Consider the following 20,788-nt stretch of genomic DNA (forward strand, 5'->3'; position numbering starts at 1 on the left):
CGCCGCGGTACCGGCCGTCACAGGGAAGGGGCCAGGGCCGTGAGGCCGCCGGTTCAGTCGACCGGCGCGGGCTCCGGCGCGTCCGTCGTCTCCGCGGACTCCGCCGCCGTGGCCGGGGTCTTCACCGAGTCCAGGAGCAGCTGCGCCACGTCGACGACCTTCAGCTCCTCCTTCGCCTTCCCCTCGTTCTTCTTGCCGTTCACCGAGTCGGTGAGCATGACCAGGCAGAACGGGCAGGCGGTGGAGACGATGTCCGGGTTGAGGGAGAGCGCCTCGTCCACGCGCTCCTCGTTGACGCGCTTGCCGATCCGCTCCTCCATCCACATCCGGGCGCCGCCCGCGCCGCAGCAGAAGCCGCGCTCCTTGTGCCGGTGCATCTCCTCGTTCCGCAGCCCCGGCACCTTGGCGATGATCTCCCGCGGCGGGGTGTAGACCTTGTTGTGGCGGCCCAGATAGCAGGGGTCGTGGTAGGTGATCAGCCCCTCGACGGGGGTGACGGGCACCAGCCTGCCCTCGTCCACCAGGTGCTGAAGCAGCTGGGTGTGGTGGATGACCTCGTACTCGCCGCCGAGCTGCGGGTATTCGTTCGCGATCGTGTTGAAGCAGTGCGGGCAGGTCGCGACGATCTTCTTCTTGGACTTCTCGACCCGGGTCGCCGGATCCTCGTCGTCCTCGCCGAAGGCCATGTTCAGCGTCGCGACGTTCTCCTGGCCGAGCTGCTGGAACAGGAACTCGTTGCCGAGCCGGCGCGCCGAGTCACCGGTGCACTTCTCGTCGCCGCCCATGATCGCGAACTTGACGCCCGCGATGTGCAGCAGCTCCGCGAAGGCCTTGGTGGTCTTCTTGGCGCGGTCCTCCAGGGCGCCGGCGCAGCCGACCCAGTAGAGGTAGTCCACCTCGGTGAGGTCCTCGACGTCCTTGCCGACGACCGGGATCTCGAAGTCGACCTCCTTGGTCCAGGCCAGCCGCTGCTTCTTGGCCAGGCCCCAGGGGTTGCCCTTCTTCTCCAGGTTCTTCAGCATCGTCCCGGCCTCGCTGGGGAAGGACGACTCGATCATCACCTGGTAGCGGCGCATGTCGACGATGTGGTCGATGTGCTCGATGTCGACCGGGCACTGCTCGACACAGGCGCCGCAGGTGGTGCAGGACCACAGGACGTCGGGGTCGATGACGCCGTTCTCCTCGGCGGTGCCGATCAGCGGCCGCTCGGCCTCGGCGAGCGCGGCGGCCGGGACATCCCTCAGCTGCTCCGCGGTGGCCTTCTCGTTGCCCTCCTCGTCCTTGCCGCCGCCGGCGAGCAGGTACGGGGCCTTGGCGTGGGCGTGGTCGCGGAGCGACATGATCAGCAGCTTCGGGGAGAGCGGCTTGCCCGTGTTCCAGGCGGGGCACTGCGACTGGCAGCGGCCGCACTCCGTGCAGGTGGCGAAGTCGAGGATGCCCTTCCAGGAGAAGTGCTCGACCTGGGAGACGCCGAACTGGTCGTCCTCGCCCGGGTCCTCGAAGTCGATCGGCTTGCCGCCGGAGACCATCGGCGGCAGGGCGCCGAGGGCCACGTCACCGCTCGACTCCCGCTTGAACCAGATGTTCGGGAAGGCGAGGAAGCGGTGCCAGGCGACACCCATGTTGGTGTTCAGGGCGACCGTGATCATCCAGATCATCGAGACGCCGATCTTGATCATCGCGAAGAGGTACACCAGGGTCTGCAGCGTCCCGACGGAGAGCCCGTCGAACGCGAGGACCAGCGGGTACGAGGCGAAGTACGCCGCCTGGTAGCCGTCGGCGTGGTGCAGGGCGCCCTCCAGGCCGCGCAGCACCAGGATCGCGGCACCGATGGTGAGGATGACGTACTCGACGAAGTACGCCTGCCAGGCCTTCGAGCCGGCGAAGCGTGACTTCCGGCCGGCCCGGACGGGCAGGTTGAGCAGGCGGATCGCGATGAGCGTGACGATGCCGAGGACGGTCGCGAGCCCGATGAACTCGACGTACAGCTCGAACGGCAGCCAGCCGCCGAGCACGGGAAGTACCGAGTCCGCGACGAAGAGCTGGCCGTAGGCCTGCGCGAGGGTGGGCGGCAGCGTGAGGAAGCCGATGGCGACAAACCAGTGCGCGACGCCGACGATGCCCCACCGGTTCATCCGGGTGTGGCCGAGGAACTCCTTGACCAGGGTGAGGGTGCGCTGCTTCGGGTCGCCGGTGCGGGAGCCCGCGGGGACCTGCTGGCCGATCTTGACAAAGCGGTAGAGCTGCACGACGGCACGGGCGATGAGCGCAACGCCGACCGCCGTGAGGACCAGCGACACGATGATCGCGGCGAGTTGCATAGGGGCTCCTCGGACCGGGAGAGCGGTGTTCTGCTGAAGAGCTGGGATTCTACTAAGCAGTAACTTATGGGGTCTTCCTGAGGTTACCCATGTTCTCAGGTCCCATGAAGGCGCTCGGCCGGTGATCTGCGTCGCTCACCCGCCGGGGTAGGTGTGAAGGCGCCGCCGGCGAGGCAGGCGGGGCGGGTGGCGCGGGTGGGGTGAGCTGGGGGCGTGCGGGCCGTCCGCCGCCGGCGCCTCCACTCCGTCGCCACTTTCGCCGGCCCCGCCCGGCCCGGCCCTCGCGGTCGGGGCCGCCGCCCGGGCCGGGTCTCCCGGGATGCGCCGTCGGCGCGGAGCCTGCTCGTGGCGCCATTCCGCCAGGGTTGACCTGCGCATTTCACGCGGTTGCCGATGTGTGCCGCACAAGACTTGAGCCGGACCCGCTCAGCTCTTTGACACGCCTCGGGGGATCAGGCACTCTTGAGTCAGTTCCACTCAAGTCAGCTGGAGGATTCCACCATGGCACGTGCGGTCGGCATCGACCTGGGCACGACGAACTCCGTCGTCAGTGTTCTCGAAGGCGGTGAGCCCACCGTCATCACCAACGCCGAGGGCGCCAGGACCACGCCGTCCGTCGTGGCCTTCGCCAAGAACGGCGAGGTGCTGGTCGGCGAGGTCGCCAAGCGCCAGGCGGTCACCAACGTCGACAGGACGATCCGGTCGGTCAAGCGCCACATGGGCACCGACTGGAAGACCAACCTGGACGGCAAGGACTTCAACCCGCAGCAGATGAGCGCCTTCATCCTGCAGAAGCTGAAGCGGGACGCCGAGGCCTACCTGGGCGAGAAGGTCGCGGACGCCGTCATCACCGTCCCGGCGTACTTCAACGACTCCGAGCGCCAGGCCACCAAGGAGGCCGGTGAGATCGCGGGCCTCAACGTCCTGCGCATCGTCAACGAGCCGACGGCCGCCGCCCTCGCCTACGGGCTGGAGAAGGACGACCAGACGATCCTCGTCTTCGACCTCGGTGGCGGTACGTTCGACGTCTCGCTGCTGGAGATCGGCGACGGCGTGGTCGAGGTCAAGGCCACCAACGGTGACAACCACCTCGGTGGTGACGACTGGGACCAGCGCGTCGTCGAGTACCTGGTCAAGCAGTTCCAGAACGGCCACGGGGTCGACCTCTCCCGGGACAAGATGGCGCTCCAGCGCCTCCGGGAGGCCGCCGAGAAGGCGAAGATCGAACTCTCCTCGTCCACCGAGACGACGATCAACCTGCCCTACCTCACGGCGTCCGCCGAGGGCCCGCTGCACCTGGACGAGAAGCTCACCCGCGCCCAGTTCCAGCAGCTCACCGCGGATCTGCTGGAGCGCTGCAAGACCCCCTTCCACAACGTCATCAAGGACGCCGGTATCGCGCTGTCCGAGATCGACCACGTGGTCCTGGTCGGTGGCTCCACCCGGATGCCCGCCGTCGCCGAGCTCGTCAAGGAGCTGACCGGCGGCAAGGAGGCCAACAAGAGCGTCAACCCGGACGAGGTCGTCGCCATCGGCGCCTCCCTCCAGGCCGGTGTGCTCAAGGGCGAGGTCAAGGACGTCCTGCTGCTGGACGTCACCCCGCTGTCCCTCGGTATCGAGACCAAGGGCGGCATCATGACCAAGCTGATCGAGCGCAACACCACCATCCCGACCAAGCGCTCCGAGATCTTCAGCACGGCCGAGGACAACCAGCCGTCCGTGCAGATCCAGGTCTTCCAGGGCGAGCGTGAGATCGCCGCGTACAACAAGAAGCTCGGCATGTTCGAGCTGACCGGCCTGCCGCCGGCCCCGCGCGGTGTCCCGCAGATCGAGGTCACGTTCGACATCGACGCCAACGGCATCATGCACGTGTCCGCCAAGGACATGGGCACCGGCAAGGAGCAGCGGATGACCGTCACCGGCGGCTCCGCGCTGCCGAAGGACGACATCGACCGCATGATGCGGGAGGCCGAGCAGTACGCGGACGAGGACCACCGCCGCCGCGAGGCCGCCGAGACCCGTAACCAGGCCGAGCAGCTCTCCTACCAGACGGAGAAGTTCCTCAAGGAGAACGCCGACAAGGTCCCGGGTGATGTGAAGGGCGAGGTCGAGACGGCCCTCGCGGACCTCAAGGAGAAGCTGAAGGGCGAGGACACCGCCGCCATCCGCGAGGCCACCGAGAAGGTCGCCGTGGTCAGCCAGAAGCTGGGCCAGGCCATGTACGCCAACGCCCAGTCCGAGGGCGGCGAGGCCGGCGCGGCCGGTGCCGCCGGCGGTGCGGCCGGCGCCCAGGGCAAGGACGGCCGCGACGATGACGTCGTCGACGCCGAGATCGTGGACGACGAGAAGCGACAGGACGGTGCCGCGTGACGGAGGAGACCCCGGGCTTCGAGGAGAAGCCCGACGTCCCCGCCGACGCCGCACCGGCCTCTGAGGACGCGGCGCAGGCCGCCGCCTCCGCCGACCAGGCGGGGACGGCGGCCCGGGCCGGGGAGCACGAGAACGGCGCCGGCCGGCCCGACGCGGACGGCGCGGGTGCCGTGGATCAGTCAGGACATGTGGCGGCGCTGACGGCCCAGCTGGACCAGGTCCGCACCGCGCTCGGTGAGCGCACCCAGGATCTCCAGCGGGTGCAGGCCGAGTACCAGAACTACCGCCGCCGGGTGGACCGCGACCGGATCGCGGTGAAGGAGATCGCCACGGCGAACCTCCTCTCCGAGCTCCTCCCCGTGCTCGACGACATCGGGCGCGCCCGGGAGCACGGCGAACTCGTCGGTGGCTTCAAGGCCGTCGGGGAGTCGCTGGAGACGGTGGCGTCCAAGCTGGGACTGCAGCAGTTCGGCAAGGAGGGCGAGCCCTTCGACCCGGCGGTGCACGAGGCGCTGATGCACTCGTACGCACCGGACGTCACCGAGACCACATGCGTGTCGATCCTCCAGCCTGGGTATCGGGTCGGCGAGCGGACGATCCGCCCCGCGCGGGTCGCGGTCGCCGAACCCCAGCCGGGCGCGCAGTCCTCCCAGGCCCAGGGCGGGGACCAGGGCCAGGAGAAGGGTGACCAGGCTGACGAGGAGAGCGGTGGCCCGGACGAGGGCTGACGTGTGGAGCGACCGGAAGGAGGGACGCCGGGGATGAGCACCAAGGACTTCATCGAGAAGGACTACTACAAGGTCCTCGGCGTCCCGAAGGACGCGACCGAGGCGGAGATCAAGAAGGCGTACCGGAAGCTCGCCCGCGAGTACCACCCGGACGCCAACAAGGGCGACGCCAGGGCCGAGGAGCGCTTCAAGGAGGTCTCCGAGGCGAACGACGTCCTGGCCGACCCCAAGCGCCGCAAGGAGTACGACGAGGCGCGGGCGCTCTTCGGCAACGGGGGCTTCCGGTCCGGTGGCGGCCCCCGGGGTGGCCCCGGTGGCTTCAACTTCGACCTGGGCGACCTCTTCGGAGGCGCCCAGGGCGGGGGCGGGGCGGCCGGCGGTGGCTTCGGCGGCGGCCTCGGGGACGTCTTCGGCGGTCTGTTCAACCGTGGCGCCCCGGGCGGCGCCGGCCCGGGTACGCGCGCCCCGCGGCGCGGCCAGGACATCGAGTCCGAGGTGACGCTCAGCTTCACCGAGGCCGTCGACGGGGCCACCGTCCCGCTGCGGATGTCGAGTTCGGCCGCCTGCAAGGCCTGCTCCGGCACCGGTGACAAGAACGGCACTCCGCGGGTCTGCCCCACCTGCGTCGGGACCGGGCAGGTCTCGCGCGGTGGCGGTGGTGGCTTCTCGCTCACCGACCCCTGCACCGACTGCCGGGGGCGCGGCCTGATCGCCGAGGCCCCGTGCGACGTGTGCAAGGGCAGCGGCCGGGCGACGAGCTCCCGCACCATGCAGGTCCGGATCCCCGCGGGCGTCAGCGACGGCCAGCGGATCCGGTTGCGTGGCAAGGGCGCGCCGGGCGAGCGGGGCGGCCCGAACGGCGATCTGTATGTGGTGGTCAACGTCGACAAGCACCCGGTCTTCGGACGCAAGGGCGACAATCTCACCGTCACCGTGCCGGTCTCCTTCACGGAGGCCGCGCTCGGCGGCGAGATCAAGGTGCCCACGCTCGGCGGGCCCCCGGTCACGCTCAAGCTGCCCGCCGGCACTCCCAACGGCCGCACCATGCGCGCCCGGGGCAAGGGCGCGACCCGCAAGGACGGCACCCGTGGTGACCTCCTGGTCACCGTCGAGGTGACGGTTCCCCGTGATCTGAGCGACAAGGCGCGTGAGGCGCTGGAGTCGTACCGCGAGGCGACCGCGGGGCAGGACCCGCGGGCGGAGCTGTTCCAGGCCGCGAAGGGAGCATGAGATGGACATGCGTGGCGGGCGAGCCGGCGGTGCGGGCGGTGCCGCCGGCGGGGGCGGCGTCGGCCGCTCCCCGTACCAGCTGACCGACGAGTCGCCGGTCTACGTCATCTCGGTCGCCGCCCAGCTCTCCGGTCTGCACCCGCAGACCCTCCGCCAGTACGACCGGCTGGGTCTGGTGTCCCCGGACCGGACGCCCGGCCGCGGGCGGCGATACTCCGCCCGGGACATCGAACTGCTGCGCCAGGTACAGCAGTTGAGCCAGGACGAGGGCATCAACCTGGCGGGGATCAAGCGCATCATCGAACTGGAGAACCAGGTCACGGCGCTCCAGGCGCGCGTGGCCGAGCTCCAGCAGGCGGTGGAGGGCGCGGCGGTGGCGATGCAGCAGCGGGAGGCCGCGGTGCATGCTTCGTACCGGCGCGACCTGGTGCCCTACCGCGAGGTCCAGCAGACGAGCGCGCTGGTCGTCTGGCGCCCCAACAACCGGCGCGGCACCTGAGCGGGCCCGCGTGGGGGCCGGCTCATGGAGCCGGGGCTGCGCCTGTGACGACGGATCTGTGACGCACGGATGTGTGACGCCGGGCCTGTGACGCCGGGTACCTGGCTTCCGTCTCCGGCCCGCAGGCCGTTCCCACGGCCGAGCCGCCGCGGCTCCGTGCCCCCCGCCCGCTCCGTTCGTGGTGTGCCCGCCGGCCGGGGCCGCCGCCGGCCGGCCGCCGTCCCGCCCGTATCCGGTATCCGGCCCGGGGAGCGTCCCGCGCTTCCCGGGCCCGGGTGTGTCCAGGGGCGGTGAGGACCGCGGCGCGGGGCTGTCGCGGCGCTGCGTGCGGGCCGCCGGGCGCGGTGGCCCGCACACCTTCACACGGGGACGGGCCGCGAACCGGCCGGCTCCGGCGCCGGCGGGCGGCGGGTCGACGGGTGGTGGGGTGGCGGGGCGGGCCGGGGGTAAACGGTGCGCATCCGGTGGAGAGGGGCCGGCCGCCTGTCGCGGCGGGCGCCGTACCGGTGCGGCGGGGACGATACCGGTGGAGAGCCCGGCGGGCGCGCCCTGCCGGGCCCGGCCCGGGACGCCCGCAGCAGGGCACAAGCGGGGATGCACGCGGACGCACGGAGAGGCGGGGAGACGCGATGGACACCGAGACGATCGTGCTGATCACGCTGGCGGTGGTGGTCGTCGCCACCTTCGCGGCCGTGGTGGTGCTGGCCCTCAGACTGGTGCGCACCTACCGGACCCTGCGCTCCGAGGGAACGACCCGCCGCGAGAAGCTGCTGTTCTGGGGCGCGATCCTCTACACCGTCTCCCCCGTCGACCTGCTGCCCGACCCCATCTACGTGGACGACATCGGCCTGCTGATGGCGGCCCTGCACCAGCTCGGCAAGGCCGCCGGCAACCGCCGCGGCGCCCTTCCCGGCTCCGGGGCCGACCTCCCCGGCGTCGAGTCCCGGCCACCGCACGACACCGCCGCGCGCCGCTGAACGGCCGGGCCCGTCCCTCCCGGGGGCGGGCCCGTGCGGCGCCCATGGTGGTACCCGAGTGTCCGGGCGTGCTGACGTGGCCTTCCACCGGGACCGGTCATGGCGGCCCCTCTCCCGGTGTCATCGGCGGTTGAACAGCGATGCACCACACCCCGGCCCGGACTCATCGGTCCGGGCCGGGGTTTCGCCGGGCGTCAGTGCGCGCGGGTGTGCGCCGGTGCGCGTCAGTGCGCGATGCCGTCGATCAGTTCGCGGGCGCCCTGGCGGAGGAGGGCCACGGCGACGGCCGTGCCGAGGGTCGCCGGGTCCAGGCGGCCCGCCCATTCGTGGGCGTTGAGGATCGTCTTGCCGTCGGGGGTGAACACAGCCGCGCGGAGCGACAGTTCGCCGTTCCGCTCCGTCCGGGCGTAGCCGGCGACCGGGCTGTTGCAGTGCCCCTGGAGGACGTGGAGGAGCATCCGTTCGGCGGTGGCCTCCCGGTGGGTGGCCGGATGGCCGAGGCCGCTGACCGCGTCGATCAGCGCCGCGTCGCCCTCCCGGCACTGGAGGGCGAGGATCCCCGCGCCGATGGGCGGGATCATCACCTCCGGCGACAGCACCTCGCTGATGACGTCCTCCCGGCCGATGCGCTCCAGGCCGGAGACGGCCAGCAGCAGCGCGTCCGCCTCCCCCGCCGCCATCTTGGCCAGCCGCCGGTTGGCGTTCCCGCGGAACGGCACGCACTCCAGGTGCGGGTGCGCGGCGGCGAGCTGCGCCACGCGCCGCACGGACGAGGTGCCGATCCGGGTGCCGGCCGGCAGCTCGTCCAGGGTGAGGCCGCCGGGGTGGATCAGGGCGTCACGGATGTCGTCCCGCTTCAGGAACGCGGCGAAGACGGTGCCCGCCGGCAGGGGCCGGTCGGCCGGGATGTCCTTGACGCAGTGCACCGCGAGGTCCGCCTCCCCGGCGAGCAGCGCGGCGTCGACCTCCTTGGTGAACGCTCCCTTGCCGTCCACCAGGGACAGATCGCCCAGCCACTTGTCCCCCGTCGTCTTCACCGGCACCACCTCGGTACGGATACCGGGATGCAGCGCGGCCAGCTCGGCGCGTACCCGCTCCACCTGGGCCAGCGCCATGGGGGAGTCGCGGGAGACGATACGGATCAGCTCGGGTGCGGACATGACTTCACGATAGCCCGCCGGGCGGGGGGCCAGGTGAGCGATCCGGCGGGCCGGCTCCGGTGGGCGGGGCCGGGCGCGCCGGGGCACCCGGCGCCCGCGCCGGACCAGCGGGCCGCGCCGGACGGGCCACCGCGGAGCGCCGGCGGGAGACCCGCCGCGGCGCCGGTACGGAGAGCCGATACGGAGCGTGACGCCGGGCGCGTTCGCCGCCCTCCGGTCACCGTGCCTGGGGTGGGATCACTCGGATGGGTGGTCGATCGTCGATAACCGGATCTCCGTACCTCCGTTTACGTAGCGTGATGGCGTTGCTTGTGCCGTAAGGCCGCTCAGCCCACACTTGAGGAGGAGGCGCTGCGCCATGACCGCTCTGGTTGGTGAGAGGACCGAGGCTCCCATGATGTGTGACGCCGAAGTCGATCTCGACGAGGCTCTGTGGCAGGCGTGGAAGACCCTGGAACTCCCCGAGGGCTTTCATGCCGAGATCGTCGAGGGGTTCATCGAGGTGTCTCCCACTGGCCGCAGCCGTCATGGCATCGTTTTCAACCGGCTTCGCCGCCGTGTGGAGAAGTTCCTGGAGGGCAGCGAATGGCTTGCGTATCAGGACATGAATGTCCTCCACGACAAGAAGATCCTGATGCCGGACGTTTTCATCGGCCCGGATGATCTGGAAGCCGCGCTGGACGAGGACGGCATCGGCGTCTCCGCCGAGAGCGTCGTCCTCGTGGCCGAGGTCGTCCCGCCCGGGCGGGACGCGACGGAGCGGGGCCGGGTGCGGAAGCGGAGGGCGTACGCCCGGGCCGGCATCCCCGTCTACGTGCTGATCGACGACCACGACGGCCATGGCACGGTGACGGTGCTGACCTCCCCCTCCCGGAAGGAGGCCGTGTACGCCGCCGAGACGCGCGTGCCGTATGGCACGGCCGTGGAGATCCCGGAGGGGCCCGCCAAGGGGTTCGCGATCACCGAGGAGATCACGGGGGAGCCGTCGGCCTGAGCCTCGGGGGAGTCCGAGGAGGTCCGGCCCACCGTTCGGAGCGGTTTTCGGCTCCGCCGTCTCAGCAGCGGCCCAGGGCCCGCTCCACCGTGATCTCGATGGCCACCCGCTCCGGGTTGGGTCCCGGGACCCGCTCGTAACGCTCGGCGTAGCGGCGGACCGCGTCGGCCACCGCCTCCGGTTCCGTGACGACCACCGCGCGCCCCTCCAGCGTCGCCCACCGGGCGCGAGCGACCTGGCACACCGCCACCCGGGCGCCCTCCGGACCGCCCGCCAGGACGTTGCGGACCTTCTGGCTCCCCCGGCGGGTGATGATCCGGGCGACGCCCTGACCGGCGTCGAACGTCACGCCGACCGGTACGACGTGCGGGCCGCCGTCCGGCCGGAGGGTGGTCAGGGTGCAGAGGTGGCGCTCGCGCCAGAAGCCGAGGTACTCGGGGGTCAGCGCGTCCAGGTCGTGGGCCATGGGACCAGAGCGTATCCCGGTGCGTACCGGAGAGTGACCGCCCGCCCCCGGGCGGCTCGTGCCGGGCGGCCGGAACCCGCGGCTCAGTCCGCCCCGCCCTCCTCCGCATCCGTTCCTCGCGGCCCGTCCCGCAGCACGGAGGTAGGGAGGCGCCGTTCCAGCAGCAGGACGGCGCCCGCGGCGAGGCAGTTGACCGCCGCCAGCGCCACCCACGGCAGCGAGCGGTGGACCTCGAAGAGGACGGCGAAGAAGGCGGGCGCGGCGATCCCGGCGAGGGCCCAGGAGTACTGGAAGACGGCCAGATAGCGCCCCCGGGCGGCGAGCGGCGCGACGGCCGTGGCCAGCCCCATGGAGACGGGGGCGTGCAGCAGTTCGGCCAGGGTGAACAGCAGCGTCGCCCCGACCAGCAGCGGGAGCACCCACGACGGTCTGCCGGGGACGAGACCGGCGTAGGCGAGACACCAGGCGGACCAGAGCCCGGCAGCCACCACCAGCACCCGGGTGCGCCGGTAGGGGGCGAGCCGCCGGGCGACCACCGCCGCGAACAGCGCCACCAGCACCATGTTGCCGACGAGCACGGCCGAGGTGAGTTCTGCCGGGCCGCGCAGACCGTCCGCCACGAAGGTCGGCAGCGCCAGGCCGAGCATCATGGTGGTCATCGCGAAGACGGTGTTGACGGCCGTCAGCGCGAGGAAGGGACGGTCCCGCAGGAGTTCGCGGTAGCCGGCGGGCGCGGATCCGCCGACCCGCCGCGGCCGGGGGGCCCGGACGAAGACGGCGATGACGAGGGCGGCGGCGGTGAAACAGCCCGCCGCTCCGTACGCGACGGCCCGGTAGGCGCCCGTGGAACCGTTCGCGACGACCACTCCGGTGATGAGCCCGCCCACCCCGAGCCCGGCCGTCCGGGCCATGTTGGCCCAGCTGTACCAGGTCTCCTTGGTCAGCGCGGAGCGGCTGCTGTCGGCGTAGTCGGCGATCGCGGTGAAGATGGCCGACCAGAAGAACCGGACCCCGCTCGCGACCAGCGCCACCGCCACGAACACGGCCACCGGCCCGCCGGCCCGGCTGTAGCCCAGATAACCGACGGCGTGCAGCAGTTGCGACGCGACGACGACCGGCAGGGCGCCGAAACGGTCCGCCAGCAGCCCGGCCCAGACGGGTACCGGCAGGGTGACGACGGTGGCCGCGCTGATCAGGACCCCGAGCGGGCCGATCGCGAGGTCGGTGAGGCGCAGGAAGTACACGAGGGAGAGCGGCAGGAACAGCCCGTTGCCGACGGAGTCGACGACCAGCGCCGCGATGAGCACGGCCCCGCCCCGGCCCCGGCCCTCCCGGCCGGTCCGCTCGTCGGTGGAGGGGGAGAGACTGGTCATGCGGCACCGGTTCCGGTGGGGGCGGGGGCGGGCCGCCCGACCGTAGCGCCCGCCGGCGGGGCCGCGCACCACCATTTCCCGGCTGCCCCGGCTGCCCTGCACCCGCGCGTTCCCCGGGGGCGGTGGGCGGTGCTCCCGGCCGCCGTCCGGGTCACGGCCGGATGCCCGCTCACAGGTTGAGTGGAGTAGACTCAAGTTAGTTCAGTCCGGCGGCCCTGCCCGGCCGCCGGAATGGGAGTCGCAGCAGGAGTCCGCAGCGAGAGGAGCAGAGGTCACCGTGGATGCCGAGCTGACCAACAGGAGCCAGGAAGCGATCGGCGCGGCCGGCCGGCGCGCCGTCGCCGCCGGCCATCCCGACATCACGCCCGTCCATCTGCTGCTGGCCCTGCTCGAAGGGCAGGAGAACGAGAACCTTCAGGATCTGCTGGCCGCCGTCGAGGCCGACCAGGCGGCCCTGCGCTCCGGTGCCGAGCGGCTGCTCGGCGCGCTGCCCGCCGTACAGGGCTCCACCGTCGCCCCGCCCCAGCCCGACCGGGAGCTGCTCGCCGTCGCGTCCGAGGCGTCCCGGCGGGCCGAGGAGCTGGGCGACGCCTACATCTCCACCGAGCATCTGCTGATCGGCCTCGCCGCCAAGGGCGGCCGGACCGGTGAGCTCCTCGCCCAGCAGGGCGCGAGCGCGGAGAAGCTGCTCGACGCCTTCCAGAACAACCGCGGAGGACGACGCGTGACCACGCCCGACCCGGAGGGCACCTACAAGGCCCTGGAGAAGTTCGGCACGGACTTCACGGCCATCGCCCGCGAAGGCAAGCTCGACCCGGTGATCGGTCGTGACGCCGAGATCCGCCGCGTCGTCCAGGTGCTCTCCCGCCGTACGAAGAACAACCCGGTCCTCATCGGCGAGCCCGGCGTCGGCAAGACGGCCGTCGTGGAGGGGCTCGCACAGCGCATCGTCAAGGGGGACGTCCCGGAGTCGCTGAAGGACAAGCGGCTGGTGGCCCTCGACATCGGCGCGATGCTGGCGGGCGCGAAGTACCGCGGTGAGTTCGAGGAGCGGCTGAAGACCGTCCTCTCCGAGATCAAGGAGAGCGAGGGCCGGGTCATCACCTTCATCGACGAACTGCACACCGTCGTCGGAGCGGGCGCCGGCGGTGACTCGGCGATGGACGCGGGCAACATGCTCAAGCCGATGCTGGCCCGCGGTGAACTGCGGATGGTCGGCGCGACGACGCTCGACGAGTACCGCGAGCGCATCGAGAAGGACCCGGCCCTGGAGCGCCGCTTCCAGCAGGTGCTGGTGGCGGAGCCCACCGTGCAGGACACGGTCGCGATCCTCCGCGGCCTCAAGGGGCGCTACGAGGCGCACCACGGCGTGCAGATCGCGGACTCCGCGCTCGTCGCCGCCGCCACGCTCTCCGACCGCTACATCACCTCGCGTTTCCTGCCGGACAAGGCGATCGACCTGGTGGACGAGGCGGCCTCCCGGCTCCAGATGGAGATCGACTCCTCGCCCGTGGAGATCGACGAACTGCAGCGCGCCGTGGACCGGCAGACGATGGAGGAGGAGTCGCTGCTCGCCACCGAGGTGGGCGACGACCGGCGGAAGTTCCTCAAGAAGCAGGACCGCGAGAAGGACCTCTCCCCCGACGCCCGCGAGCGGCTGGAGACCCTCCGCAGGCAGCGGGCGGAGAAGGAGGAGAAGCTGCGCGCCCTGCGGGCCCGCTGGGACAGCGAGAAGGCCATCCACACCCGCGTCGGCGAGCTGAAGAAGCGGCTGGACGAGCTGGAGACCGAACTGGAACTGGCCGAGCGCAAGGCCCCCGAGACGGGTGACTGGGTCACCCCCGGGCGGCTCCGTTCCGAGGTCATCCCGCAGACCCGCAAGGAGCTGGAGGAGGCCGCGCGGGCGCAGAAGGAACTCGGTGACGGCAGCATGGTCGGCGAGGAGGTCGGCCCGGACGACATCGCCGGGGTCGTCGCCGCGTGGACGGGCATCCCCGCCGGACGGCTGCTGGAGGGCGAGACGGAGAAGCTGCTGCGGATGGAGGAGGAGCTGGGCCGGCGGCTGATCGGCCAGCGGGAGGCGGTCCGCGCCGTCTCCGACGCCGTGCGCCGCACCCGGGCCGGGATCTCCGACCCGGACCGGCCCACCGGCTCGTTCCTCTTCCTCGGCCCCACCGGCGTCGGCAAGACCGAACTGGCCAAGACGCTCGCCGACTTCCTGTTCGACGACGAACGCGCCATGGTCCGCATCGACATGAGCGAGTACTCGGAGAAGCACTCGGTGTCCCGGCTCGTCGGCGCGCCGCCCGGATACGTCGGCTACGAGGAGGGCGGGCAGCTCACCGAGGCGGTGCGGCGCCGTCCGTACAGCGTGGTGCTGCTGGACGAGGTGGAGAAGGCCCACCACGAGGTCTTCGACATCCTGCTCCAGGTGCTGGACGACGGCCGGCTCACCGACGGCCAGGGCCGGACGGTGGACTTCCGCAACACCATCCTCATCCTCACCTCCAACCTGGGTTCCCACTATCTGGTGGACCCGGCGATCGGCGAGGAGGAGAAGCGGCAGCGGGTGCTGGAGACCGTGCGCTCCTCCTTCCGCCCGGAGTTCCTCAACCGCCTGGACGACCTGGTCGTCTTCCACGCTCTCGGCACCGGCCAGCTCAAGCGGATCGCCCAGCTCCAGATCGACCACCTCCAGCAGCGGCTGGCGGGTCGCCGGCTCGTCCTGGACGTCAGCGACGCGGCGCTGGAGTGGCTCTCCCGGCTGGGGCACGAGCCGAAGACGGCGGCCGGCGCGGGGGCCGGCGAGACCGCGGGCGCGGAGGCCGGGCCCGACCTCAGTTACGGCGCCCGGCCGCTGCGCCGGCTGGTCCAGACGGCGATCGGCGACCAGCTCGCCCGGGAGATCCTCGCGGGCGGCGTCCGCGACGGTGACACCGTGCGGGTGGATCTCGCCGCCGACGGCCGCGGCCTCACGGTGGCGGCGGCCTGAGCGGGGCGGCCGCGCGGTACGGCCGGGCCGGGCGGCGGCACCGGAACCCCGTGACCGGCGCCTGACGGCGGGCCGCCCGGCCGCGTGCCCGGCCCGTCACGCGGGGGTGCTCCCCGGGCGCCCCCGCGTACCCGTGCGTCCCGCCCGGCCCCCGGCGGCCCCGTACCGGGCGCGCGGCCGGGGGTTCCCCGCCGGGCGGCGGGGTGCGCGGCCTCCGGGCAGTCCGGTGCGCGGCCTCCGCGCGGCCCGGTGCGCGGCCTCCGGGCGCCGGGGCTGACACGCCGGGCCCACCGTGGGCGACCGGGCTTGCCAGCCCCCGCCCGCCATGGGGGAGGATGGCCGGGTATCCACAGAAGGGAAGTCCACGGTGAGCATCGACCCGTCCTCGATTCCGAATTTCGGGGGCCAGCAGCCCGAACAGCAGCCGGCGGGGCCGCCGCCCGGTCCGGTGGTGCCCGATCAGGACCTGGTCAAGCAGCTCCTGGATCAGATGGAGCTGAAGTACGTCGTCGACGACGAGGGTGACCTCGCCGCCCCGTGGGAGCAGTTCCGGACGTACTTCATGTTCCGGGGCGAGGAGGAGCAGCAGGTCTTCTCCGTCCGCACCTTCTACGACCGGCCGCACCCGATCGAGTCCAAGCAGCAGCTGATGGAGGCGATCGACGACTGGAACCGCCGCACCCTGTGGCCGAAGGTCTACACCCACACCAACGACGACGGCACCGTCCGCCTCATCGGTGAGGCGCAGATGCTGATCGGCGTCGGTGTCGCCCTGGAGCACTTCGTGTCCTCCACGGTCAGCTGGGTCCGGGCCTCCATCGAGTTCGACAAGTGGCTCGTCGAGCAGCTCGGCCTGGAGGCCGAGGTGGAGTCCGCCGACCCGGAGAAGAAGGACGACGGCGAGAACTGAATCGGCCCGCCGGCCAGGGCAGTCAGGGCCGGCCAGGCAGCCGGGGCCGGCCGGGTCCGGCCGCGCCTCACCGCGCGGCCGGACCCCGCCGTCTCCCGGCCCTCCGGGCTCCGCCGTCTCCCGGCCGCCCGGGCTCCGGCCCGCGGCGCCGCCGGGACCGGACGGGCGGCAGGACCGCGCCCCCGGCCGGCCCGCTCAGTCCGCGTCGCCGCGCAGCCGGTCCACGGCCTCGCGCAGCACCTGCTCCTTCTTGCAGAAGGCGAAGCGCACCTGGGTCCGGCCGGCGTCGGGATCGTCGTAGAAGACGGCGTTGGGCACGGCGACCACACCGCGGCGTTCCGGCAGCGCGCGGCAGAACGCGAAGCCGTCCTTCTCGCCGAGCGGCGCCACATCGGTGGTGATGAAGTAGGTGCCCTGGGGGCGGTACACCGCGAAACCGGCGTCCCGGAGCCCCGCGGCCAGCAGGTCCCGCTTGGCCCGCAGGTCCTCGCGGAAGGCGGTGAAGTACGGGCCGGGCAGGCGGAGCGCCTCCGCGACGGCGTACTGGAAGGGGCCGGCGCTCACATAGGTCAGATACTGCTTCGCCGTGCGCACGGCCGTGACCAGCGGGGCGGACGCCGTCACCCAGCCGACCTTCCAGCCCGTGAACGAGAACGTCTTGCCGCTGGACGAGATCGACACCGTGCGTTCGCGCATCCCGGGCAGGGAGATCAGCGGCAGGTGCTCGCCCTCGAAGACGAGATGCTCGTAGACCTCGTCGGTGACCACCAGCAGATCGCGTTCCACGGCCAGTTCCGCGATGGCGGTCAGCTCCTCGCGGGTGAGCACCGTGCCCGTCGGGTTGTGCGGCGAGTTGAGGAGCAGCAGCCGGGTGCGGGGGGGTGACGGCGTCCCGCAGCGCGTCGAGGTCCGGGCGGAAGCCGGGGGCGCGGAGGGTGAGGGGGACGCGGACGGCGCCGGCCATGGCGATGCACGCGGCGTAGGAGTCGTAGAAGGGCTCGAACGCGATGACCTCGTCGCCCGGTTCCAGGAGGGCCAGCAGTGACGCGGCGATGGCCTCGGTGGCGCCCGCGGTGACGAGGACCTCCGTCTCCGGATCGAACTCCAGTCCGTAGAAGCGGCGTTGGTGGTCGGCGATCGCCGACCGCAGCTCGGGGACGCCGGGGCCGGGCGGGTACTGGTTGCCGCGCCCCTCGCGCAGCGCCCGGACCGCCGCTTCGCGGACCTCCTCGGGGCCGTCCGTGTCGGGGAAGCCCTGGCCCAGGTTGATCGCCCCGGTCCGCACCGCCAGCGCGGACATCTCCGCGAAGATCGTCGTGCCGTGCCCGTCCAGCCTGCGGTTCAGCAGCGGCCTGCCGCTCATGTCCCACCGTCCTCGCGTCGACGCCCGTGGATCTGCCGGTGGCCATCCTGACCGACGGCGGGGCGCGAGGTCACCCTGGGCGGGCGGCTTGCCGCGGTCGCGCTCCCCGCGGGGCGCCCGGGCGCCGGCTCCGCGCCGCGAGCGGGGCCGGCCGGGAGCGGGGACGGGACCGCCGCCCGGTCGCCGTTGACCGGGCGGCGGAGCTGGGGTGGAGGGAGCCGGACCCGGGCGGGAGCGGCCGGGCCGGGGCCGCCCGGGCCCGGCCGCTCCCGCCCGGGTTACCGCTCCACGTCGGCGGGGTGGGGCGGCGGAGTCCCCGCGCCGGCGGACGGGCCGCCGTTCCCGTGCGCCGCGGGCCGGCCGCCGCCGTTCCCGTGGACGGCCCGCTCGGCGGTGGCGTGTTCCGGCGCGTGGCCGGTGCCGTGGGCGGCGGAACGATCCGGCTCCGTGCCGGCGGGGCCCTCCGGGAGGTCGGGGCCGCCGTCCCCCGCCCCGGCGCGTCCGGTGGCGGTACCGCCCTCTCCGCCGTCAGGACCGTCAGGGCGATCCAGGTCCTCGGGGCCGCCAGGGCCGTCAGGGCCGTCGGGACCGCCCCGGCGGCCGGGAAGCCGCTTCTCCACGCCGAGCAGGGCGCGTTCCAGCAGGTCGGAGCGTGCGGCCACGATCGGCCCGAGCACCGCGAGCACCAGGACGTACCCGGCGATGAACGGCGAGAGCCGGGCGTCCAGGCCCGCGCCGGCCGCCATGGCCGCCAGGATCAGCGCGAACTCGCCGCGGGCCAGCAGGGTGGTGGCGATCCGGGAGGCGGGCGCGAGACCGTAGCGGTAGAGCCGGGCGACGAAGAGCCCGGCGGCGACGTTCATGGCGAGGGTGAGCACCGTGGCGACCGTGACCGGGACGGCGACGGACGCGATGTCCCCGGGGTCGATCGAGAGCCCGAAGGCGAAGAAGAAGATCGCCGCGAAGGCGTCGCGCAGCGGGTGCACGAGTTTGCGGATGCGCGGCCCGGTGGGTGTGCCGGCCAGGACCAGCCCGACCATGAACGCGCCGATGGCGTCGGCGACCCCGAGGACCTCGGAGACGCCGGCCACGAAGACGGCCGCCCCGAGGAAGCTGATCACCAGCAGTTCGTTGTCGCGTACGGCGATCAGACGGCCGATCAGCCGGGTGCCGTAGCGCGCCGTGGCGGCCAGCACCAGCAGGAAGCCGAACGCCTTGCCGCCCTGGAGGATGAATTCCGAGGCCTCCTGGGCACCGCTGATCACGGGCTGGAGGCCGGCGAGGTACAGCGCGAGGAAGATGTCCTCGACCACGATGACGCCCAGGATCAGCCGGGTCTCCGGATGCCCGATCCGGCCCAGGTCGATCAGGATCTTGGTGACGATCGCCGAGGACGAGATGCCCAGCACCCCGGCGAGGACCAGCGCCTCCCGCACGCCCCAGCCCAGGGCGAACCCGAAGGCGAGCCCCGCTCCGACGTTCAGCAGCAGGTAGATGCCGCCCGCGGTGGCCAGCCGTCGGCCGCCCTCGCGCAGATCGTCGAGGTGGAACTCCAGGCCCAGGTAGAACAGGAGCAGCACCAGACCGAGAGCGGAGAGCATCTCGAAGTCGTGGGGGTCCTCGACGAGCACCAGGCCGGGGGTGTGCGGCCCGAGCAGGATGCCGGCGAGCATGAAGAGGGGGATCGTCGGCAGCCCGATCCGGCCGCCGAGACGGGCGAGGAACGCCGCGGCCAGGAACGCGCCGCCCATGGCGAGCAGCGTGTCAGCGTGCCCCATGGGTCACCTCCGCCGGCACGGGACGCGGGCACGGCCGGGCGGCCGGCCGGGACGGGCGGGACGGCAGGGGCGACGGGGACGGGAGTCGGCGTTGTGGTGGCTGAGGCGGGCGGATGTGTCCTCCTTCGTTCGCGGGGCGCTCCGCCGTCGCGGAGCCTCGCCGGGACATGACCAGGGCGGGACCGGGGCAGCCCACGCCCTCGCCGGCCTGGGGACGGCCGGCGACAGCGGGGTCTGTCCGGTGGGCGGCGACGGTGCCGCGGGGCGCGGGGCCCCAGGGGCCGGCTCTCGCGGGGAGCCGGCCGGGCCGCCCGCACCGCGTCCGGCGGACGGCGCGGCGAGGGGCCGGTGGTGCTCGGCGCCGGTCCGGGGGCCGCCGGTGAGACGGTCCGGCGGCGCCCGGACCGACGGGCTGGCGCCGGCTCCGGCACGCCGCCGCCCCGGACCGCGAGCGCGGTGTGGTGCGCGTCGTCCGCCCCCCGAGCGGGCGGCCGGCGGCTCTCGCCGGGATCGCTGCGGCGGTCCTACGCCGGCGGGCGCCGTGTCCCGGGCCACGCCGGCACGGTGCCTGTTCCATGATCGCGCGGGGGCCCGGGGGCCGCCATCGGTGGTGACACCCATTTCGGCCGTCGGGCGACCCTCACGCGCCGCGCGAACGCCCCGGCGGACGGCCGCCGTTCCGCGCCCCCACTCGGGGCGGGTCTGCCGCGTGCCCCCGTCCGCCCCTCGCGTACGCCCTCCGGCGGACGGCCGCGTTACCGTGCGCCGAAGCCTGCCGCGGGGCTCGTGGACCACCTTCCGGGCGCCGGTCCGTGGGGCCGGTCCGCGCGGGCCAGGAGGCCTCCGGATCCGCCGGAACGGCGTGCGCCCGGAGAACCTCTGGACTTCCTCAACTCCGTTTTCGCCGCCGGACGGGACGGGCATCTCCCCCGCACAGCGGAGCGGGGGCTCGCTTCGGGGACGAGAGGGGGACGGAACCGATGGGGATCGTGGTGCTGGTGTTGATGCTCGCCTTGCTGGTGGCCGTGTTCGCGGGAGCACGGTCGGGCAAGGGGCGCACCAAGGAGAACACACGGGGGAAGCGGCGCGTCGGCCGGGGCGGTGACGGCGCCGACGGCGGCAGCGGCGACAGCAACAGCGATGCCGGCGGCAGCTGGTGGGCCGGCGGTGACAGTGGATCCGCCGGGGACGGCGGCGGTTCGTCCGGTGGCTCCTCCTGCGGAGGCGGCGGGGGGTGCGGAGGCGGCGGGGGCAACTGAGGCTCCGGCCGACGGCACGGGGGAGGCCTGGGGGCCGCCCGGATCCGCGTAACCGGGAGTACGGACCGAGGGGGGACGGGGGGAGTGGCGCCGACCGGCACGGGGCGGTCGGCGCCACTGTCGTGCCCGGCGTGCCCGGCGTGCCCGCCGTGCCCGTGCCTGCGGGACGGGTCACCGCCGTGCCGGGGGTGGGTGTCCTGCGGCGGCCCCATATGGACTCGTCCGGCGCCGGTACCACGGACAACATCTGTTTATCGCACGGTTTTTGAACACCTGAACCGTGCAACCCCCGGGGGCATGGAAATCAGCCGAAGATGGGTAAAAACGCAGTGAGCGGGGTGTGGTCCATGATTCCGTATGCATCGGAA

14 protein-coding genes and 1 pseudogene are annotated in these 20,788 nt (G+C 72.8%); 9 read left to right on the plus strand and 6 right to left on the minus strand.

The features are described from left to right. Positions 1–53 precede the first annotated feature (53 nt). A complete protein-coding gene (locus HCK00_RS02100) occupies positions 54–2,321 on the minus strand; it encodes a (Fe-S)-binding protein (protein ID WP_168099956.1) in 2,268 nt (755 codons plus the stop codon). A 501-nt stretch (positions 2,322–2,822) separates the two neighbouring features. Between HCK00_RS02100 and dnaK the strand changes: the two genes are divergently transcribed. The 5 genes from dnaK to HCK00_RS02125 all read left to right on the plus strand — a co-directional run bounded on the left by dnaK (position 2,823) and on the right by HCK00_RS02125 (position 8,125). Then, positions 2,823–4,691: a molecular chaperone DnaK gene (gene dnaK, locus HCK00_RS02105; RefSeq protein WP_168099957.1), complete on the plus strand. Its 1,869-nt coding sequence runs from the start codon at positions 2,823–2,825 to the stop codon at positions 4,689–4,691. Then, positions 4,688–5,419 (plus strand): nucleotide exchange factor GrpE, encoded by a 732-nt coding sequence (gene grpE, locus HCK00_RS02110; RefSeq protein ID WP_168099958.1) that lies wholly within the window; start codon positions 4,688–4,690, stop codon positions 5,417–5,419. The genes dnaK and grpE overlap by 4 nt, the downstream gene beginning before the upstream one ends. Before the next feature lie 33 nt (positions 5,420–5,452). Next, entirely contained in the window at positions 5,453–6,649 is a 1,197-nt protein-coding gene (gene dnaJ, locus HCK00_RS02115; protein WP_168099959.1) for a molecular chaperone DnaJ, read from the plus strand. 1 nt (position 6,650) lies between these two features. Beyond that, complete coding sequence (locus HCK00_RS02120) at positions 6,651–7,148, plus strand: heat shock protein transcriptional repressor HspR (protein ID WP_375781896.1); 498 nt, start codon at positions 6,651–6,653, stop codon at positions 7,146–7,148. Between the two features lie 629 nt (positions 7,149–7,777). Further along, the gene (locus HCK00_RS02125; protein WP_168099960.1) at positions 7,778–8,125 is read left to right on the plus strand and encodes a YkvA family protein; all 348 of its coding nucleotides are present in this window, start codon (positions 7,778–7,780) and stop codon (positions 8,123–8,125) included. Between the two features lie 224 nt (positions 8,126–8,349). Here HCK00_RS02125 and hemC read toward each other — a convergent pair whose 3' ends face one another. Continuing rightward, positions 8,350–9,285: a hydroxymethylbilane synthase gene (hemC, locus tag HCK00_RS02130; protein ID WP_168099961.1), complete on the minus strand. Its 936-nt coding sequence runs from the start codon at positions 9,283–9,285 to the stop codon at positions 8,350–8,352. 358 nt (positions 9,286–9,643) lie between these two features. Between hemC and HCK00_RS02135 the strand changes: the two genes are divergently transcribed. Further along, positions 9,644–10,279 carry a Uma2 family endonuclease gene (locus tag HCK00_RS02135; RefSeq protein WP_168099962.1) on the plus strand — a complete coding sequence of 212 codons (636 nt, stop codon included), beginning with the start codon at positions 9,644–9,646 and terminating at the stop codon, positions 10,277–10,279. A gap of 61 nt (positions 10,280–10,340) precedes the next feature. Here HCK00_RS02135 and HCK00_RS02140 read toward each other — a convergent pair whose 3' ends face one another. Together HCK00_RS02140 and HCK00_RS02145 are read right to left on the minus strand one after the other, a co-directional pair. After that, a complete protein-coding gene (locus tag HCK00_RS02140) occupies positions 10,341–10,745 on the minus strand; it encodes a pyridoxamine 5'-phosphate oxidase family protein (RefSeq protein ID WP_168099963.1) in 405 nt (134 codons plus the stop codon). 83 nt (positions 10,746–10,828) lie between these two features. Continuing rightward, positions 10,829–12,118: an MFS transporter gene (locus HCK00_RS02145; protein ID WP_206319759.1), complete on the minus strand. Its 1,290-nt coding sequence runs from the start codon at positions 12,116–12,118 to the stop codon at positions 10,829–10,831. Positions 12,119–12,395: 277 nt separating this feature from the next. Here HCK00_RS02145 and HCK00_RS02150 point away from each other — a divergent pair, with 277 nt between their 5' ends. After that, positions 12,396–15,110 (plus strand): ATP-dependent Clp protease ATP-binding subunit, encoded by a 2,715-nt coding sequence (locus tag HCK00_RS02150; RefSeq protein ID WP_168099964.1) that lies wholly within the window; start codon positions 12,396–12,398, stop codon positions 15,108–15,110. A 367-nt stretch (positions 15,111–15,477) separates the two neighbouring features. Beyond that, positions 15,478–16,020, plus strand: coding sequence for a type III secretion system chaperone family protein (locus HCK00_RS02155; RefSeq protein ID WP_168099965.1), 543 nt, complete (start codon positions 15,478–15,480; stop codon positions 16,018–16,020). Between the two features lie 195 nt (positions 16,021–16,215). On the opposite strand, the pseudogene HCK00_RS02160 reads toward HCK00_RS02155, so the two are convergent. Next, positions 16,216–17,383: pseudogene (locus HCK00_RS02160) on the minus strand (pyridoxal phosphate-dependent aminotransferase). 278 nt (positions 17,384–17,661) lie between these two features. Further along, positions 17,662–19,161, minus strand: a complete 1,500-nt coding sequence (locus tag HCK00_RS02165) for a cation:proton antiporter (protein ID WP_240965151.1) — start codon at positions 19,159–19,161, stop codon at positions 17,662–17,664. Positions 19,162–20,141: 980 nt separating this feature from the next. Here HCK00_RS02165 and HCK00_RS02170 point away from each other — a divergent pair. After that, a complete protein-coding gene (locus HCK00_RS02170) occupies positions 20,142–20,420 on the plus strand; it encodes a hypothetical protein (protein ID WP_168099966.1) in 279 nt (92 codons plus the stop codon). The last annotated feature ends 368 nt before the right edge of the window (positions 20,421–20,788 follow it).

Origin of the sequence: Streptomyces zingiberis, from assembly GCF_012034935.1 — a bacterium.
GTDB lineage: Bacteria > Actinomycetota > Actinomycetes > Streptomycetales > Streptomycetaceae > Streptomyces > Streptomyces zingiberis.

Coding starts and splice junctions, on each gene's coding strand:
- HCK00_RS02100 (WP_168099956.1), bottom strand. CDS start 2,321: ATGCAACTCGCCGCGATCATCGTGTCGCTGGTCCTCACGGCGGTCGGC.
- dnaK (WP_168099957.1), top strand. CDS start 2,823: ATGGCACGTGCGGTCGGCATCGACCTGGGCACGACGAACTCCGTCGTC.
- dnaJ (WP_168099959.1), top strand. CDS start 5,453: ATGAGCACCAAGGACTTCATCGAGAAGGACTACTACAAGGTCCTCGGC.
- HCK00_RS02120 (WP_375781896.1), top strand. CDS start 6,651: ATGGACATGCGTGGCGGGCGAGCCGGCGGTGCGGGCGGTGCCGCCGGC.
- HCK00_RS02125 (WP_168099960.1), top strand. CDS start 7,778: ATGGACACCGAGACGATCGTGCTGATCACGCTGGCGGTGGTGGTCGTC.
- hemC (WP_168099961.1), bottom strand. CDS start 9,285: ATGTCCGCACCCGAGCTGATCCGTATCGTCTCCCGCGACTCCCCCATG.
- HCK00_RS02135 (WP_168099962.1), top strand. CDS start 9,644: ATGACCGCTCTGGTTGGTGAGAGGACCGAGGCTCCCATGATGTGTGAC.
- HCK00_RS02140 (WP_168099963.1), bottom strand. CDS start 10,745: ATGGCCCACGACCTGGACGCGCTGACCCCCGAGTACCTCGGCTTCTGG.
- HCK00_RS02145 (WP_206319759.1), bottom strand. CDS start 12,118: ATGACCAGTCTCTCCCCCTCCACCGACGAGCGGACCGGCCGGGAGGGC.
- HCK00_RS02165 (WP_240965151.1), bottom strand. CDS start 19,161: ATGGGGCACGCTGACACGCTGCTCGCCATGGGCGGCGCGTTCCTGGCC.
- HCK00_RS02170 (WP_168099966.1), top strand. CDS start 20,142: ATGGGGATCGTGGTGCTGGTGTTGATGCTCGCCTTGCTGGTGGCCGTG.